Origin of the sequence: Bilophila wadsworthia ATCC 49260, assembly GCF_000701705.1 — a bacterium.
Classification (GTDB): Bacteria; Desulfobacterota; Desulfovibrionia; order Desulfovibrionales; family Desulfovibrionaceae; genus Bilophila; species Bilophila wadsworthia.
In genome coordinates this window covers 1-17,235 of sequence record NZ_JNJP01000046.1, presented here as the reverse complement: position 1 = coordinate 17,235, position 17,235 = coordinate 1, and the positions used below count along the sequence as shown (strand labels likewise).

Here is a 17,235-nt window from a genome sequence, read left to right as displayed (position 1 = left end):
ATGGGGGCGAGAAGGGGAATCTTTCCGGGGAAAGCGGAACATCCCCCACCTTTCCCCTTACCGCCCTCTCGAAACTTCACCGCGTTCCCCAAAAAGGCTTTCGGAAGCCGACGGCGGGCAGGGCGGTATGAAAAAATGTCCGCGTGGCGTCCGTATCCCGGAGCCGCGCCGTAAAAGTTTCTCCTATGCGTCCCGGAATGGCAACCTGTTGCGCTGAGAAATGGGCGGCCCTTCATTCTTTGTACCCAGCCTTTCAATGAAACTTTTCTCAGGGAACGCTGGGAATATGGATTCAATAAACACAAAAGTCTTTGGAAAAGGAGGGATGGGGTTTGGGGAAGGGAGGGAAAAGCTTTTCTTCAGAAAAGCTTTTCCCTCCCTTCCCCAATGCCTTTGTGCCGTCTAATCCCTGAAAAACTTCGCGCTCCACGGGGAGTTGTCGCCCTTGTTGCGGCCGTAGCACATGGCGTCGTTGCCCGCGCCGGGGCTGCAATCGATGCGGAGGCCGTTGAAACTGCCCCGTGAATTGCGGCTGGTGGCGTCTCCGGTGTCGATGTGCAGCCTGCCGTTCTGCATCTGCGCGTCGGCCCGGCCCGTGTAGGTCTTGCCCTGGCGGTCGATGATGGTGATCTGCCCCTTGCCGTTCTTGCCGAAGCAGAAGCGGACCTTGATCGGGTTGCCCCGCGTGTCCGAAAGCCCGGTGCGGCAGTTCCAGCAGCCGTCGAGGAAGTCCATCGACTTGTCGTCCTTGTCCGGCAACTTCATGGGATCGCCCTTCTTCGGGGTTTCCTTGGGCGGTTCCGGCTTGGGCTCTTCCTTCTTCGGCGCGGGCTGTTCTTTCTTGGGTTCCGGTTTGGGCTCCTCCTTGGGAATGGTGGTCAGATCGCCGAGCAGATCGCCCAGATCCTTGGGCGGCTCGGCGGGCGTTTCCACTTTGGGTTCCTCGACGGCTGGCGGCGCGGGGGGCTGGCAGGCTTCGGCGCGCTTCTGGGCCGCTTGGCGCAAAACTTCGAGTTCGGCGCGCAAAGCCGTCAAATCCGCTTCGGACAGGCCGGCGGGGTCCGCTGGCTGCACGGCAGGCTGAGGGGTTTCAACGGCGGGCGTCCTCGCGCACCCTGCGGGCAGGGGGAGGGGAGGAACCCACGGGAAGAGGAAGTGCAGGCCCCAGAACAGCAACAGTGCGAGGAGCAGGCCGAGCAGGAGCATGAGGAGCTTTTTCCACCACGGCTCGCCTTCCACCACAACCGTGGGCGGGAGCGGGGCGACGATGGGGCGTTCCGTCACTTCGCCTTCGCGGACGATGCGATCCGGATCGCCGGATGCGCCGCTGGCGAGAGGCGTTTGCGGCTCGGGGGAGAACGGCGTGGCTCCCATTGCATAGATGCCTTCCTGCGCCGTGGAGGAAGAAAGGGTCATGCCCCAGCAGACCAGCACGGGTTGCGGCGGGCTTGCGGGCTCGCCCGAGGGGAGAGAGGCGTACAGGCATTCCGGCGTGGGAAAACGGGTAGCCAGATGCAGCATGGTGCCGCACAGGCTTTTATAGGGATCGCTGTCCGTCTGAAGGCTGGCGGCCAGCTCTTCAATATCCGAAAGGAGGCCCTGCAACCGCGTTTTAACGGCTTCCTGCGTTTCTGCGGGAAGCTCGGCGAGGGGCTGCACGGGGCCCGACGTGTACCAGTCCACCGCCGTTCCCTGCGGGTCCATGAGCGGCTCGGCCAGCAGACGGGCGTGGGCTTCCCCGAGATGGGTCCGCAGCAGCCCGCTCAGCTGGGCGTGGCAGGCATAGACCTGCGAGCCCTGGAACGCCAGTGCGCGGTAATCCCCCTTCCGGGTGGAGAGAATGAAATATCCGGCCATATCTGACTATCCTTGTTCAGGAACGGTTCATTGGTGTTCGGTGAAGGGGATGCCCTTCTCGCGCAGGAAGCCCATGATGGCGTCGCTGCCGAGCGCGGTCTGAGTCTGGCGGTTGGAGTCCGCGTCCAGCCTGATGAAGGTGTTGATGCCGATGACGTCGCCCTTCTCGTTGACCAGCGGGCCGCCGCTGTTGCCCTGTGAAACCACGGCGGAATGCACGATGTTGCGGGGCGAGGTCTGGAGGATGGCGTTGACCACGCCGTCGGTGAACACGACCTCGGGGACGGCGTTGAAGTCGCCCCTGAGGAGCCGCAGGTAGGCGGGGTCCTGTTCGGAAACGAGGGCGGGGAAGCCCCATGCGCTTACCTTGTCGGTCCGGTTGACGGTCGGGGACAACGGAAGGGCGGGAACCTGATCCCCTTCCACGAGCATCACCTTGATGACCGCGAAATCGTATCCCGGCGTATCGCTGCGCGCGACGACCATGCCCCGGCGTGCTCCGCGCAGGTTGGCGTTGGTCACCATCACCATATCGTCGATGGCGTTTGCCACGACGTGGCGGTTGGTCAGCACATGATCGGGATTGATGAAAAAGCCGGTCCCCTGCTGCGCGCCGCCGGGGACCGGCGCGAGAATGAGTACCGTACCTTGTTCGAGGCGCTGCGGGATGGTGAGCGTAGACAGATCTACGGCCTTTGCCGGAACCGTGGCGTTGGCGGAAGGCAGGGGCGGGAGGGAGATGCCGGGGACCGTTTCCCCGGGCTGGTTTTCCGGAACGTCCTTGCCGGGGGTGGTTTCTCCGGCGTCCGGTTTCGCATCCGTCTTGCCGGCATTGCCGTCAAAGAAGGCTTTCAGCTCGCACGGCGTCAGTTCCAGCAAACCCTGCCAGAACGCTTTTTCGCGGAGCAGGTTGGCCCATTCCGCCTTGCGTGCCGCCTCTTCGGGGGACTCCGCCGCAACCGGGGGCGTTTCCGGGGCAACGAGCTGTTCCTGGGCCGTTTTTACGCAGGAACGCAGCAGGAAAAGCAGGAGTACGCCCAGCAGGATGCCGAGGAGCAGGGCTCCGAAGAGGCCCGCCTTGCTACGCCGGATGATGACGTTTCCCGCCGTTGCCCCGGCAATACCTGCGGCGGTTCCGACCGCCGTTCCGGTAGCGCCCGCTGTTCTTGTTCCGGCGGAAGGGCCAGCCGCACGGCCCGCACCGGGAACGGCATTGCGTGCCGCCGTCCCGGCAACCGCTGCGGCGGAAGCTCCCGTTGCAGCCGTTGCCGCTCCAGTCACACCGGAGGGCGTTTCCCCGTTTTCCGGCTCGCCCCAGAGTATCGGGGCCGTGGCTTCGTCCGTGCCTTGCGGGAGCAGGCCCCAGTTGACGAGCACGGGATGGCCGTTGACGACGAAGACATTGTCCGCCGAAGGGATGAACAGCGCCTTGCGGAGCAGGACGCCGCCGGGCGTGTCGTCGAGATGGGGGGTGACGGCTTCCCGCGCCCGGCGCAGGGCAGCCCGCGCCTGTTCTGCTTCTCCCGCGTCGAGGCGGGAGAGGGGGGTGCCGACGCCTTCCAGCGGCGTATACCAGGAAATGGAGGCGTAGCCCGCTGGTGTGGCCTGCCCGGTAACGGGTTCGGCCCACAGGGTGCCGAACCGCCCAAGGCCGATTTTTTTCAGATAGGCCTGCAACGCTTCGTACTGCGAAGGGAGCGCGCCCTGTTCCGTATGCAGGGCGGCGAAAGCCGACGTATCCGAAGCCTGTATGAAATGAAGAGGATTACCCATAGTTGTACCTTCGGTGAAATGGCACGGAGGCGTTGGGGAAGGGAAGGAAAACTTTTATGTTATCGAATCCCTGCCCCTAACATTCCATAAAGCAAGGGATGTTGGGAATGATGGATGTTTTAAAACTCAATGTTCCGGAAACTCCCGCCGAGCAGCCTTCCCCCTTCCCCCGATCCGTTCCCCACTAACCCTGAGCGAGCATCACCTTGTCCATCTGCAGCTGGATCTCGTCGAGATCCGACTTCACCGCGGTGAGCTGCGCCGTGGATTCCTTGTATGAGCCCACGCCGTTGGAAAGGTTCTGCAACTGGTCGCCCGTCTGCTTGCGCGTGACGGTTTTCGTGGCCTTGTTGGTCTTCTTGGATGTCGTGGCAACGGTCTGTACCGGGGGGATCGGGCGGCTGGCCTTCTTCGCCTCGATGGTCAGCACCTGCCGGTATTCGGCTTCGCGCTTGTCGGCCTCGCTGAGCGTGCTGCCCAGAATGGCGGACGCCTCGGCAAGCCCGCTCTTGATTTCGGCATAACGCTGATCGAGTTCGGCGCGGGTGATGCGCTTGGCCTTGTAGTCCTCAAGGGCGGCCCTGAACTTCGCGCTGTAGCAGTTGTAGGCCACCTGCCCGGCGGCGGTTACGCGGTTCAGGGAATTGACGTCGGCATTCAGGTCGCGGGCATAGCTGGCGAGGCGGACGCGGTCGTCCCTCTCGTTGTTGTACTTGGCGACGAGATAGCTCGCCCCGGCCCCGGCTCCCGCGCCGATGGCGGCCCCGGCCAGAGCACCTTCCGCCTTCCCGGTCTGGCTCGCGCCGATGACCGCGCCGAGCAGGGCACCCATCGTCGTGCCCATGACCATTGTGGTGTTGAAGCTCTTTTCGGCGCTGCGCAGATCGGCGATGGGCTGGTAGCAGTCGGGATAGTAATGCACATCCGTCGTCTGCGCGCCGTATTTGCTGGCGCAGCCCGTAGCCAGCAGGCTGCAAAGGCACGTCATGACGATGCAGTAAAGCGCTCCTTTCCGGGTGGTGAAGCTTCCCTTCATGCCTGTCTCCATGCGTTGCGGGTTATGTACAAAGAAAAATCTTTATTCATCAATGGTTCGGTGCCCGAAGTACTCGTCCCCTTCCGGCGTCAGTGCGATGTCGTTGGAGACGTGGTCGGTGACGCGGCAATAGCCGAAGTTCAGCCATTCGTCCACGACGTCGTTGAGCGTGGAATGAGAGAACCCCGCCTGTTCCGCTTCGTCCAGCAATTTGGGGAAGACTCCGGACGGAAGCGGCTTCGGGGCGTTTCTGAGCGCCTTTCTGAGCCATGATTCGGCGGATTGGAAATCGTGCACGGGGAATCCTTTCCGGGCCGGGCCCGGCATCTGTCGTATTTTTTGGGGAATGGTATGCCGTTTCACCAAAATCAGCAATGTGATGCCGTAAGGGGGGACGCCGGGGCGGTCGGGAACGTGCCGCGTATGCATGGTCGCTTCCCGTATTTTCGTTTACGGCGTGACGGGAGGGACCCGGAGCGGGAAGTCGCCGGGCCGCCGTTCTTTTGCGAAAGGGACAACGCGGCATGAAAACGTAAAGAGCCCGGGCAGGGCCCAGGCTCTTCGCGTGGAGGAGGCAACCGAGAGGAGATAGTGGAGAAGCGCAGAACGTGAAGGAGGCCGTTGGCCGGGAGGGGAACAGGAGGCCCCTGTTCCCCTCCCATGCTTCTTTATTGATCTTCAGGATCGTCCACGGAGGCGACGCAGAGGGCATTGTCCCCTTCGTAGGGTGCGCAGCCTTCGATGGCGATTTCGGAATCGCGGTCGCCGAGCGCGGCGGCACCGGGCATCCGGAAGGCATTCACATCAATGCGATCAATGGGCGTTTCTTCCTGCTTGCCGAGCTGCGGGACCCACTCGTAGGGCACGCGGTAGGCGCGGTAGACCATGTTCATGGGCAGCTTCTGGCCCCAGTAGGGCGAGATGAATTCCCAAACCAGCTCGTGATCCTTGGTGACTTCAAAGACGCGCCCGTCGGAGCCCTCGGTGATCAGGGTGTTGCCGTTGGGCAGGCGCTGCATACCGCTGATGAAGGGGCTGTAGAAACGGTTGCAGTCCATCGGGGCGAGGAAGCCCGCTTCGGTGGGGGTGTACTGCCATACGATTTTCATGGCCACGGGATCGATTTCCAGCACGCGGGAGTGGTCGCGCAGGGCGGCCTTCACGCCGGTGGGGGAACCGGGGTTGGGCACGTCGTAGCCGCCCCAGCCGCCGTTGTCGAAAATCAGGATATTGCCCTCTCCGGGCAGTCCGCGCGGGATCATGTGGCAGTGGTGCTGGCCGATGATCCAGCCGATGGCCTTGGCTTCGGGGCTGTTGTCGTAGTCGGGGCCGAGTTTCCAGACGATTTTCCCGGTAGCCTTGGAGATGATGAAAATGATGTTGGCTTCGCGGCCGTCCACGATGATGTTGTCGGGATGGAAGCGCTCGTCGCCCGCGTCATACCATTTGTTCGGGCCGAGCACGGACATGGAGTTGATGTGCATCCAGTCGCCCATGCCTTCGGGCTGCGTCTGGCGGTAGTTGGGGTCGCGGGCGAGGGTGTTCTTGGGGCCTTCGCGGAAGCCCATTTCGTCGAAATGCTCGTTGCAGTGCCATTCCCATACGATGTCGCCGTCCCAGTCCACTTCGAGGATCACGTCGTCGAGGAGCTGCTTGTCGGAAATCTTGGGATTGCGGGCGTTGCGGTGCGCGAGGACGAGGGTGTTGCCGGAGTCGGTCTTGGGCTCCATGCCGGGCGCGTAGTAGCCGGTAGTGCTGCCTTCGCGCTGGTAGTCGTGGTGGCTGCGGGCCATCCAGCGGCCGGGGATGCCGGGATCTTCGATGTATTCGTTGCGGTCGAACTTCCAGACCACGTTTCCGTCCCAGTCAATCTGCACGAGATCGAGGCCGTCCTGCACGCCGTAGCGCCCGTCACGGGAGCCGCGCGAGGTCATGAGGTAGCCGCCGGGGAAAATCTTGTTCGGGAAGCCGTGCACGCCTTTCCAAACCTTGTTTTCGCGGCCGTTCATGTTCATGAGCACGGCGCCCACTTCCAGAGCCTGAAAGATCGTGAAGCCGTTCCAGCACTTTTCGGGATTATATACGGTGACGCCGGTAGGATAGATAGTCGGGTGACCCATGATGTCCTCCTGATTGGTTTCTCTCTTTCCATACATGAAAGAAGGTTTGGCGGATGTTGCCCCTGAATCGTTTCTCACGCCGATCCGTTCCCGTGGGGGGACTCCCCATCGTACGCCATTGGAGGAGAGAGGAGGGGCTTCGGGGGAATGGGAATGCTCCTTCTGAGAAATGCCCACCCCCCTGTATCCAGCTAGGCGATTTCTTCAAGCGACTTGCCGCCGGTGCGCTGGCCCCAGATGGCGATGACCACGGCGGGGACAAAGCAGAGGAAGCTGAAGATCCAGAACACGCCGTCGAAGCTGTACGCAGCGTAGGCCATCGGGATGAGCGGCTGGGCCGCGGCCACGGCGAGGCGGCCGGTGGAGCTGTGGAAGCCGGTGGCGGTGTTGCGCATACGGGTGGGGTAGGATTCGGCGGTGTACGAGAAGACCGTGAAGCCCATAGCCATGACGACCGCGGTGAGGACGACGCCGGTGAGGACGACGGGCCAGTAACCGGTCATATTGCCGAAGATGGGGCCAAGTACGGCGAGGATGATCAACATACACATGATCGGGATCTTGCGCCCGCCAAGGTCGGTGACGAAGGATGAGAAGAACAGCCCGGCGGGTACGCCGACGGAAATGATCGTCGTGGCCATGAGGCTGTCTTCAAGCGAGAACCCGTGCGCCTTGAGCAGGGTCGCGGTCCAGTTGGTCACGGTGAAGGTGGCGGGGTTGGTGAAGACCACGATGGCGAGCAGGACGAGGGTACGCTTGATGTACTGGCGGCGGAACATGCCGGTCAGCACTTCCATGACGGGGACCTTGGTTTGCACGTTCTTGGCGGCCTCGGAAAGGTCCACATGCTTGCCGGTGATTTCAAAGACGACCTGTTCCGCTTCTTCCAGCCTGCCGCGGGCCACGAGCCAGCGGGGGGATTCCTTGAGGTAGCGCAGGCCGACGAAGAAGGCGATGAGGCCGACGCCGCCGAAGTAGAAGATGAAGCGCCACGCTTCCTCGGCGAGGGGGATGATTGCGCGGCACATGACGCCGATGACCGGCACGGCGGAGAAACCCACGGCGGCCACGAGGTTCTGCCACTTGCCGCGTGATTCAGCGGGGGCCATTTCGGCGATGTAGGCCTGTGAGCAGACCATGAGGCAGAAAACGCCGAAGCCGGTCATGGAGCGGGCGATGACGAAGACGTGGAAGTTGTCCGTAAAGCCGTTCAGCACCGAGAAAAACGAGAATGTGGCGATGGAGATGAGGAAGGTCTTCCGGCGCCCGATGAAGTCGGAGATGACGCCTCCGAAGAAGCCGCCCGCGGTCATGCCGATGAAGTACCAGAGCGTGACCACGCCGATGTCGGACATCTGCAGGCCCCATGTGTGCATGAGCGCGGGGGCGATGAAGCCGAAGTTCCAGTTGTCCATCTGCTCGCAGAAGTAGGCCATCATGATGATGAAGAAGACGATTTTGTGGAAGCCGGTTACGGGCATTCCATCAAAATAGTTGTTGGGGATCTTCTTGACTGTAGATTGGCTCATAGTCGCTTCTCCAAAAGTCGATTATGTGCGAGAGTCTTCGATGCCGTTTTCCGTTTTCTTTATCCCGATTACATTGCAGGAAAGAATACGGTATTCGGCAATCATCGCTGTTTTAGCCTCAAAAGATACGAGGTTGAACAACTGCCTGTTACGATGCAGAGAGAAAAGGAAGAATGTCTTATACAGTAAAAACAATGGAACGTTTCTGGCCATTATCCTTTTTTTACATGTTCGGTACAGGCCTTTTCCGGATTGGCTGTGTATGCAGAATACGAGAAACGCGAAACCGGAAATGTTACGAGCGCAGCATTTCACGAAAAAAGTGAAAAAAATTTCAACCTCGATACTCAAGTCGTCTTTTATTATTTAATATACTATTATAATTTATTTTTTATGTCACGATACGAACGTATGGACTGCATAAAGAGATCTATGATGCCTGTCCGGTACAAAAAAATCGGGTCAGGAGAAACATATTTGCTTCTTGAAGCCCTTTTTTTCACATCGCCTGAACCCGTTGATAAAAAACGAAAAAAACAGGCAGAGGAGGCATGAGGCATGGGAGGGGCATCAACAGGCCCCCGCAAGTGGATGCCCCTCTCGTTCGCTTGTAACAGCGGAAACGGTGAAGGTATGGACATGGAGCGGTGGGGCGGGCGGCTTTTCGAATGAAGAAAGGCGGGCTGGAGGCTGGCCGGGGTTCAGGAAAGGAGTCGTTCCGGCCGGGAACGGAAAACAAGAAACCCCTTACGGAGATGAATCCGTAAGGGGTTGAATTTGCTGGTGGGCGGTACAGGACTTGAACCTGTGGCATCCGCCTTGTAAGGGCGGCGCTCTACCAACTGAGCTAACCGCCCGTTCGTATGCAGCGCCTCTTATAGGGGAAAACAGGCCCGAAGTAAAGGGGCGCGGAGTATTCTCAAAGCTCTCAGCGGATTGACGGACATCTGAGGCACGGTACTATGGCGGCATCCTTAACCTCCACCCTCCTTTGCCATGACCGCCGAACTGTCCTCCCGCATCCATACCGCCGCCGTAACCGCGCTGGCCTTCGTCTGTACGTATGTGCTGGCATTCTATTGGAATCTGGACAGGCCATTTTGGGCGGGGTTCACCGTGTTCGTGATCAGCCTGCCGAGCATCGGCCAGACCCTGCAAAAGGGCGTGCTGCGGATGTTCGGCACGATCGCCGGGGCTGTCGCCGCCCTTGTCCTGCTCGGGCTTTTCGCGCAAGAGCGTATGCTCCTTCTGTCCGTGCTGTCCCTCTATCTGTGCCTGATGCTCTATCTTATGCTGACAAGCGTTTACTATGGCTACGCGTTCTTCATTTCCTGCATCGTCACGCTGATCATCTGCCTCATGGCGGTTCACGAACCCCAGGATGCCTTTCATCTCTCCGTATACCGGGTTGAGGAAACACTGCTCGGTATCGGCGTGTATACCGTTGTAACACTTGTTTTTTCTCCAAGGACATCCATCAAGTCCCTGTATCGCGGCGTGCAGGATCTCATGGCGGGGCACAAGGCCCTTTTCGTCATGAACGAGGGGGCCGGAGCGGAAGGGCAGATGAGCCGCATGTATACGCAGTATGTCGGCATGAGGGAAATCCTCGATAAAGTTGGGCAGCTTGTCCCGGCCGTGCAACTGGAGACGTATCAGGTTTACCGTTACCGGGAACACTGGGAGCGCGCCGTCCGGTGCAGCGCCGAACTGCTGGAGCTCCAGCGGCGCTGGATGGGGACCCTCGTGGCCATGAAAGATTTGGATATGGCATCCCTTTTTCCTCATTTTGAGTCGCGGGTCGCCGAACTGGGGAAACTTTTCGATCGCCTGGATGCTCTGGGGAAGGAAAGCTCTCCCGGTGGTTCCTCGAAGCCCGAAGACGTACAGCCGCTCGCGTTCGATGAAAGCGTATTCGAGAAACTCGGCTCGACACGGAAGGGATTGGCCTTTTCTGCGGTGAAACTGTTCGAGGAACAGACGGCGCACTGCCGCGAGCTGCTGATGCTGGCCGGTTTTCTGCTGCATGGCGGGCCCATGCCCGAACTGAAGCCGTCGGCATCAAAAAAGGCCCTTTCCGTCATCAAGCCCGAGCAATACGCCTACATGTCCCAGATGTTCGTCATTTTCTGGGTGGCGACGCTGTGCTGGATACTCCTCAACCCTCCGGGGCTGGAATCCATCGCTTTTCTGGAATTGACCATCGTGCTCGGCCTGATCGGCATCATGACCGGCGAAGACAAACCGCTGCGCCAGGTGCTGATCTTTGCGCTCGGCATCGGCTGTACGGGGCTGGCCTATACCTTCATCTATCCTCTGGTTTCCAACCTTGGCGAGTTCATCGTCATGATGGGGGTATCGGGATTTTTCATCACATTCGCGTTTCCGCGCAAGGAACAGAATTTCACCAAACAGGCCTTCATGCTGCCGTGGCTGTCCATAGGCAATTTTACGAACCTCCCGACATACGATTTCGGGCAGCTGCTGGTTGGCTCCTTTACGCTGCTGTTCGGCATTTCCATCGTTTCCCTGGTCCATTACGCGCTGTTCATGCCCAATACGGAAGCCCTGTTTCTCCAGAGGCAAAAGGCCTTTTTCCGCTCGTCGGAAGCGTTGCTGCTCCATTTGCGGGCTTGCCGCGAGCAGCGGCGCGGCTCCCTGTTCCGGCTGAGGATGTTTTTCCGTCTGCACCGGACGCGCTTTTTGGCTGAAGATATCGGCATCCTGGCAAAAAAACTCCCCGTGACTTTTGTGAAACCCGAACTGGTCCGGGTTTTTTCCACGGAGGTTCAGGACATGGTGTCCTCAATGCAGGGGCTCTATGTCCGGCTCCGCTCCGTGGATAGCGATCTGCTGTGCCCTTCCCAGCCGGGTACGGCGCGTGTGCCGCTTGTGGAAGCACCTTTGAAGGACCGGCTTGAATCCATGGAAGCGGTGGTCCGTTCCATGATTGACGGCTTGCGGGAAAGCGCCCGCGCCGAGAAAGGGCCGGATGCGCCCGCGGGTGGCCAGGTTGTGCAGGACTTGCTCGTTTCCTGTGCGGGCATCATGAAATCGTTGTCCAATACGCTCGATTTGATGCGTTCCCTTCCGGTGGAGGTCGATTCCCGGAACAAGTTTTGAGAGGGAACGTGGGATTGGGGAAGGGAACCCCTCCCCTGTCCATCCCTCCCAAGGCTTCCGAGTGGTGGGGAGGCGGCGCCACAGCCCGTACCTTTTAACGTGCTCGGGGAGAGGATGCGCCATGTGCATGATTTGTCTTTTTGGGATTTCATAAAAATACAATGAATTTATTCTATTGCAAATATTTCTCTGTATGTTGAAGGAAGGTGGGTATGCCGCATGAACTTGCCCTGGTGGGCATCTATTTTTCGCCGCTTCTCCCCATAGTGCTGTTTGGCATTCTGGGCGCGCTGGCGACGGCGTTTGTGTTGAACCGTACCGGGCTTTCCGGCTGGTTCGCCAATCCGCCGTGGGTGTTTATGGCGTTGATCGTCATCTATGTGTGTCTCCTCCTACCGTTCGGGATGGTTCTATGAGCATCAACAGTTTGCTTCGCTGGTTCCTGACGCTGCTGATCATCGTGATTGCCTGCGTTTTCTGCTACATCCGTTACAACGCCTATTTCAGGAATCCGTGGACGCGTGACGGGATGGTGCAGGCGGAAGTCGTTCAGGTCGCCGCCCGCGTGTCCGGGGAGGTCAAGACCGTGCATGTCCGCGACAATCAATTTGTGAAAGTGGGCGATCCGCTTTTTGATTTGGACGACAGGCCATCCCGCGTGGCGCTTTCGCAGGCCGAAGCCAACGTGCGCCAGAAGCAGGCTGTTGCGAAGGCCGCCCGTGACAGGGCGGGGCGCGATGCACGGCTTCAGCAGAACGCGCCGGGTGCGATTTCTCCCGAAGCCTTTCAGCAGGCCGAGGATCAGCTCCTGTCTGCCGAAGCTGACGTGGCGGTTGCGCAAGCCCAATTGGATCAGGCTCGCTTGAATCTGGACTTCACGCACGTTACGGCTCCAGTGAACGGGTACATCACCAATCTGACGGTGCAGCCGGGGACCATGTCGACGGCCTATCGCCCTTTGGTTGCTCTGATCAATGCGGACAGTTTCCGTGTGGACGCCTTTTTCCGAGAGACGCAGATCCGGGATTTCCGTCCCGGCGACAGGGCGCTGATCACGCTCATGACCTATTCCGATACGCCGCTTGAGGCTACTGTGGAGAGCATCGGCTGGGGCATTGCCCGCGAGAACGGGAGCACCGGCGAGCAGCTTTTGCCTTCGGTCAGCCCCACGTTCGAGTGGATACGGCTGGCGCAGCGCATCCCCGTCAGGCTTCATTTCGACGCGCTTCCGAAGGGAATCGAGCTCCGTGCGGGCACGACGGCCTCCGTGCTTGTCCGTGTTCATCCCGAAGACACCGCCGCGTCCATCCCTCCTCTGCCGACGATTGGGCAATAGAGATAGGGGCGTGAAAAAATTGGAGGGGGAAGAGGAAAGGGGAGCCCCACGTTTCCCCTTCCCCCTCCAAACTGCTAGAGCGGCTCGCTCCCCCCCCATCCTCTTCAAAGGCTTTTGACTGGTGGGGAGGCTACGCGACAGGAGTTCGTTCCGTTCGAAGTTTGATAAAATAGAACGGGGGTCGTCTTGTTGTCTGTTTAGCGTCTTTCTCAATAAGAAGCCCGAATGATTTCATTCGGGCTTTTCTGTTGCCCATAGGGGAAAGCGGGGAAAAGGGATTCGATAAAGTCGAAAGTCTTTGAAGGAGGGGATGGGGTTTGGGGAAGGGGAGGGAACTTTCTCCAGAAAGTTCCCTCCCCTTCCCCAATCTCAAATTCAGCCCTCACTCTCAATCATTCAGCCTCAAATCGGTAATGCGCTTGGCCTTGGAGAAGGTACGCGGCAGCGCGCCGGGATCGACGATCTCGACGCTGATGCGGGCCATGATGCGCTTGTGCATCTCGTCGCCGATGGCGCGGGCAATCCCCGCGTCGTTGCCGGAACCGACGCCCGACTGACGCTCCACGCGCAGGCGCATGTAGTCGAGCCCTTCCGAGCGGGTAAGCTCAATGTGGTACTCGCCGCCCACATCGGGATAGAGGTTCAGCACGTCGGCAATCTGGCCGGGATAAATGTTCACGCCACGGAAAATGATCATGTCGTCCGAACGCCCGCGGATGTGCCCGTGGCGCGGGATGGCGCGCCCGCAGGGGCAGGGTTCGGGAATAAGTCGGCTGAGGTCGTGCGTACGGTAACGGATGAGCGGTACGGCTTCTTTGGACAGAGAAGTCACGACCATTTCGCCGACTTCGCCTTCGGGAACGGGCTGGAGCGTGTGGGGATCGATGATCTCGATATAGAAAAGGTCCGCCCAATAATGGATGCCTTCCCCGACCTCGCAGTTCAGGCCCGTTCCGGGGCCGTACATCTCGGTCATGCCCGCGATGTCGTAGCTGGCCTCAAGGCCGAGTTTTTCGGTGAAACTCTGGCGCATTTTGAGGCTGTGCGGCTCGGAACCGAAAATGATCTTCTTAAGTGCGATCTTGTCGCGCAGATTGTGGCGCTCCACTTCCTCGGCAAGGAGGAGGGCCATTGACGAGGTGCAGCCGATACAGGTGGTCTGCAGATCTACAAGAAGCTGGAGCTGCATGTCGATGTTGCCGGGGCCCACGGGGATGGTGAGCGCCCCGAAGCGCTCGCTGCCGAGCTGGAAGCCCGCCCCGGCGGTCCACAGGCCATACCCCACGGCAATCTGCATACGGTCTTCCGTGGTCAGCCCGGCAAGCTCGTAGCAGCGGGCCATCTGGAGCGCGAACGTGTCCACGTCCTTCTGGGTGTAGGCGAGGATTTTGCGTTTGCCGGTCGTACCGGACGAGGCGTGCACGCGCACGACTTCGGAGGGCTCCACGCAAAGCAGGGGCAGGGGATAGCCGTCGCGCAGGTCGGCCACGTCCGAAAAGGGCAGACGGCGGACATCATCAAGCGTCTTGATGTCCTCGCCGCAGGCAATGCCCGCGGCGGCGAGCTTGGCGCGGTACTGGGGGCTCTTCATGGCCTGCTGCACCGACCATCGGATGCCCGCGAGCTGGTGTTCGGCAAGGAAATCGGCGGGAAGATGGGGAAGGAAGCGGGGCTTGGCAGGTGACATGGCGTCTCTCCGGCAGGGGGGCGGCAACAGGGTTGCCGGTTGTCTTTTCGACGGTAAACGGCTAGTGTCGGTCGATTCAAACAAACGAAAGTTTGCTATTTAGCAGAAAATATTTTGGAGGGAAAGTACATGCGCGTGCTCATCATCGGGTCCGGCGGACGCGAACACGCTTTGTCGTGGAAGGTCGCCCGAAGCGGAAAAGCCGAGAAAATCTACTGTGCTCCCGGCAACGGCGGGACCGCGCAGGAAGGCGAAAACATCCCCCTGAAGGATAGCGACGTCGCCGGTCTGGTGTCTTTTGCCAAGGGAAACGTCATTGATTTCGTGATTCCCGGGCCGGAGCTTCCCCTCACCCTCGGCGTCGTGGACGCCATGACTCAGGCGGGCATCCGCTGCTTCGGCCCGAGCCAGTGGTGCGCGCAGCTTGAGGGGAGCAAAGCTTTCGCCAAGGACATCATGCAGAAAGCGGGTGTCCCTACCGCCGCCTGCGGCGTGTTCACCGAACTGGAAGCCGCCAAGTCCTTTGTGGAAGAAAAGGGCGCGCCCATCGTCATCAAGGCGGACGGCCTTGCGGCGGGCAAGGGCGTCGTCGTGGCCCAGACCAAGGAAGAGGCGCTCGAAGCGCTCGACCAGATCATGGGCGGCGTGTTCGGCGCGGCCGGAAGCCGTGTGGTCATCGAAGAATTTCTGGTGGGCGAGGAAGTGTCGCTGCTGGCGTTCTGCGACGGGAAAACGGCCCTCCCGCTGCCTTCCGCGCAGGACCACAAGGCCGTTTTCGACGGCGACACCGGCCCCAATACCGGGGGTATGGGCGCCTACAGCCCGGCCCCGATTGTGCCCGATGCGGAGCTCGAAAAGATGGCCGACATCGCCATCCGCCCGATCCTCGCCGAAATGGCCCGGCAGGGACATCCTTTCACCGGTATCCTTTATGCCGGCCTGATGATGACCAAAGACGGCCCGAAAGTTTTGGAATACAACGTCCGTTTCGGAGACCCGGAATGTGAGCCCCTGCTGATGCGCCTTGAAAGCGATCTGCTGGAGATCATGGATGCCTGCATCGACGGGCGGCTTGATGAGGTCAAGCTGTCCATCCGGCCCGAATCCGCGCTCGGCGTGGTCATCGCTGCCGAAGGCTATCCCGGCAGTTATCCGAAAGGAATGGAAATCAAGGGCATCGACGCCGTGGACGCCCTGCCGGACACCAAGGTGTTTCAGGCGGGCACGAAGCGCGAAGGTTCCCGCACCCTGTCCAGCGGAGGCCGCGTGCTGTGCGTGACCGCGCTCGGGAAGGGGCTTGCCGAAGCCCAGAAGCGCGCTTATGAAGCTGTCGCCAAGATCGACATGGAAAAGAGCCAGCACCGTTCCGACATCGGTGCGAAGGGCTTGAGGAGACTGTAGTATGGAAAAAGCCAAGGTAGCTGTCTTTATCGGCTCCGCATCCGACGAAGCCACCGTCGCCCCCTGCGCCGACATCCTGAAAAAGCTGGGCATTCCGTTCCGCTTCACGGTGACTTCCGCCCACCGTACCCCCGAACGTACCGCCGAACTCGTGGATTCGCTGGAAGCCGCGGGCTGTGAGGTGTTCATCTGCGCCGCGGGCATGGCCGCCCATCTCGCCGGCGCGGTTGCCGCCCGCACCATGAAACCCGTTATCGGCATTCCCGTCGCCGCGTCTCCGCTCGGCGGCATGGATGCGCTGCTGGCCACCGTGCAGATGCCTCCCGGATTCCCCGTCGCCACCGTCGCCCTCGACAAGGCCGGGGCCCGGAACGCCGCTTGGCTGGCCGCCCAGATCCTCGCGCTTCACGATCCCGAGCTTGCCCATAAGATCCGTATTTCCCGCGAGCGGTTCAAGTCCGACGTCGCCGTCGCCGGGGCTGAGATCGAAGCCAAGTACTGTTAAGTTCCGTAAAAAATCCTACGGGGAAGGGGGCTCATTGTAAGGAGCGCCCCTCCTCGTACTCCTCTCCTCAAACGCTCGTGCCGCAAGCCCGGGAAAAGGCATCCGCCGTTCCCAAAGGGATTGAAGGGCACTTTCCCTAATGGACCCCCTTCTTTATGAATGAACAACTTTCTCTCATCCAGAGGTTTCGCAAGACCGTGATAGGGGAATACGCCGAGGCGCTCATCTGGGCGGTAGCTCTGGCTCTGGTCCTGACCACGTTCGTCGTGCAGGCGTTCAAGATTCCGTCCGGCTCCATGCTGGAAACGCTCCAGATCGGCGATCACCTGCTGGTCAACAAATTCCTCTACGGCCTTCGGAATCCTTTCAATGACGACTACCTGATCCGCGGCGTCGAGCCCAAGGTCGGGGACATCATCGTGTTCCGTTACCCCAAGGATCGGAGCCTCGACTACATCAAGCGCATTGTGGGCGTTCCCGGCGACACGCTGGAGATGCGGAACAAGGTATTGTACCGCAACGGCGTTGAAGTGCAGGAGCCGTACACGCAGCATTCGCAGCCGCTCATCATGATTCCGGGCCGCGACAACTGGGGGCCGATCACCGTGCCCGCCGACAAGTTTTTCGCGCTCGGCGACAACCGCGACGATTCCGCCGATTCCCGCTTCTGGGGTTTCCTTGACCGCAACGATATCCGCGGCAAGGCGTGGCGCATCTACTGGTCCGCCGACGGCCTCAGCAACATCCGTTTGAACAGGATCGGGAGAGCCGTCGAGTAGGCGGGAAGAGGGTTGGAGAAAAGAAGATTGGGGAGGGGAGAGGGAACCTTTCTTCAGAAAGGTTCCCTCTCCCCTCCCCAAACCCCTCC

General features: G+C 60.3%; 13 protein-coding genes and 1 tRNA gene. 6 read left to right on the top strand and 8 right to left on the bottom strand.

Annotation, left to right across the window (positions count from 1 at the left end; all coding sequences use genetic code 11):
* Positions 1 to 402 precede the first annotated feature (402 nt).
* The 7 genes from T370_RS0114380 to T370_RS0114340 all read right to left on the bottom strand — a co-directional run bounded on the left by T370_RS0114380 (position 403) and on the right by T370_RS0114340 (position 9,172).
* Positions 403 to 1,857: an SrfA family protein gene (locus tag T370_RS0114380; protein ID WP_029436114.1), complete on the bottom strand. Its 1,455-nt coding sequence runs from the start codon at positions 1,855 to 1,857 to the stop codon at positions 403 to 405.
* A 27-nt stretch (positions 1,858 to 1,884) separates the two neighbouring features.
* A complete protein-coding gene (locus T370_RS0114375; protein ID WP_029436113.1) occupies positions 1,885 to 3,630 on the bottom strand; it encodes a S1 family peptidase in 1,746 nt (581 codons plus the stop codon).
* Between the two features lie 184 nt (positions 3,631 to 3,814).
* Entirely contained in the window at positions 3,815 to 4,666 is an 852-nt protein-coding gene (locus T370_RS0114370; RefSeq protein WP_029436112.1) for a glycine zipper domain-containing protein, read from the bottom strand.
* Positions 4,667 to 4,708: 42 nt separating this feature from the next.
* Positions 4,709 to 5,095: a hypothetical protein gene (locus T370_RS0114365; RefSeq protein WP_029436111.1), complete on the bottom strand. Its 387-nt coding sequence runs from the start codon at positions 5,093 to 5,095 to the stop codon at positions 4,709 to 4,711.
* Between the two features lie 239 nt (positions 5,096 to 5,334).
* The gene (locus T370_RS0114360) at positions 5,335 to 6,786 is read right to left on the bottom strand and encodes an aryl-sulfate sulfotransferase (RefSeq protein WP_029436110.1); all 1,452 of its coding nucleotides are present in this window, start codon (positions 6,784 to 6,786) and stop codon (positions 5,335 to 5,337) included.
* A gap of 191 nt (positions 6,787 to 6,977) precedes the next feature.
* Positions 6,978 to 8,315 carry an MFS transporter gene (locus T370_RS0114355; protein WP_005028106.1) on the bottom strand — a complete coding sequence of 446 codons (1,338 nt, stop codon included), beginning with the start codon at positions 8,313 to 8,315 and terminating at the stop codon, positions 6,978 to 6,980.
* Positions 8,316 to 9,096: 781 nt separating this feature from the next.
* Positions 9,097 to 9,172 (bottom strand) — tRNA-Val (locus T370_RS0114340).
* Between the two features lie 139 nt (positions 9,173 to 9,311).
* On the opposite strand from T370_RS0114340, the gene T370_RS0114335 reads away from it, so the two are divergent.
* The 3 genes from T370_RS0114335 (at position 9,312) to T370_RS0114325 (ending at position 12,774) form a co-directional block, all read left to right on the top strand.
* Complete coding sequence (locus T370_RS0114335) at positions 9,312 to 11,438, top strand: FUSC family protein (RefSeq protein ID WP_029436108.1); 2,127 nt, start codon at positions 9,312 to 9,314, stop codon at positions 11,436 to 11,438.
* 212 nt (positions 11,439 to 11,650) lie between these two features.
* A complete protein-coding gene (locus T370_RS0114330) occupies positions 11,651 to 11,854 on the top strand; it encodes a DUF1656 domain-containing protein (RefSeq protein WP_009380126.1) in 204 nt (67 codons plus the stop codon).
* On the top strand, positions 11,851 to 12,774 hold the full coding sequence (locus T370_RS0114325; RefSeq protein WP_005028102.1) for an HlyD family secretion protein: 924 nt from the start codon (positions 11,851 to 11,853) through the stop codon (positions 12,772 to 12,774). The genes T370_RS0114330 and T370_RS0114325 overlap by 4 nt, the downstream gene beginning before the upstream one ends.
* 388 nt (positions 12,775 to 13,162) lie before the next feature.
* Here T370_RS0114325 and T370_RS0114320 read toward each other — a convergent pair whose 3' ends face one another.
* Positions 13,163 to 14,461 (bottom strand): phenylacetate--CoA ligase, encoded by a 1,299-nt coding sequence (locus T370_RS0114320; RefSeq protein WP_005028101.1) that lies wholly within the window; start codon positions 14,459 to 14,461, stop codon positions 13,163 to 13,165.
* Between the two features lie 129 nt (positions 14,462 to 14,590).
* Between T370_RS0114320 and purD the strand changes: the two genes are divergently transcribed.
* The 3 genes from purD (at position 14,591) to lepB (ending at position 17,146) form a co-directional block, all read left to right on the top strand.
* Positions 14,591 to 15,862, top strand: coding sequence for a phosphoribosylamine--glycine ligase (gene purD / locus T370_RS0114315; RefSeq protein ID WP_005028100.1), 1,272 nt, complete (start codon positions 14,591 to 14,593; stop codon positions 15,860 to 15,862).
* A gap of 1 nt (position 15,863) precedes the next feature.
* Positions 15,864 to 16,367, top strand: a complete 504-nt coding sequence (purE, locus tag T370_RS0114310; RefSeq protein WP_005028099.1) for a 5-(carboxyamino)imidazole ribonucleotide mutase — start codon at positions 15,864 to 15,866, stop codon at positions 16,365 to 16,367.
* Between the two features lie 155 nt (positions 16,368 to 16,522).
* A complete protein-coding gene (gene lepB, locus T370_RS0114305) occupies positions 16,523 to 17,146 on the top strand; it encodes a signal peptidase I (RefSeq protein WP_005028097.1) in 624 nt (207 codons plus the stop codon).
* Positions 17,147 to 17,235 lie beyond the last annotated feature (89 nt).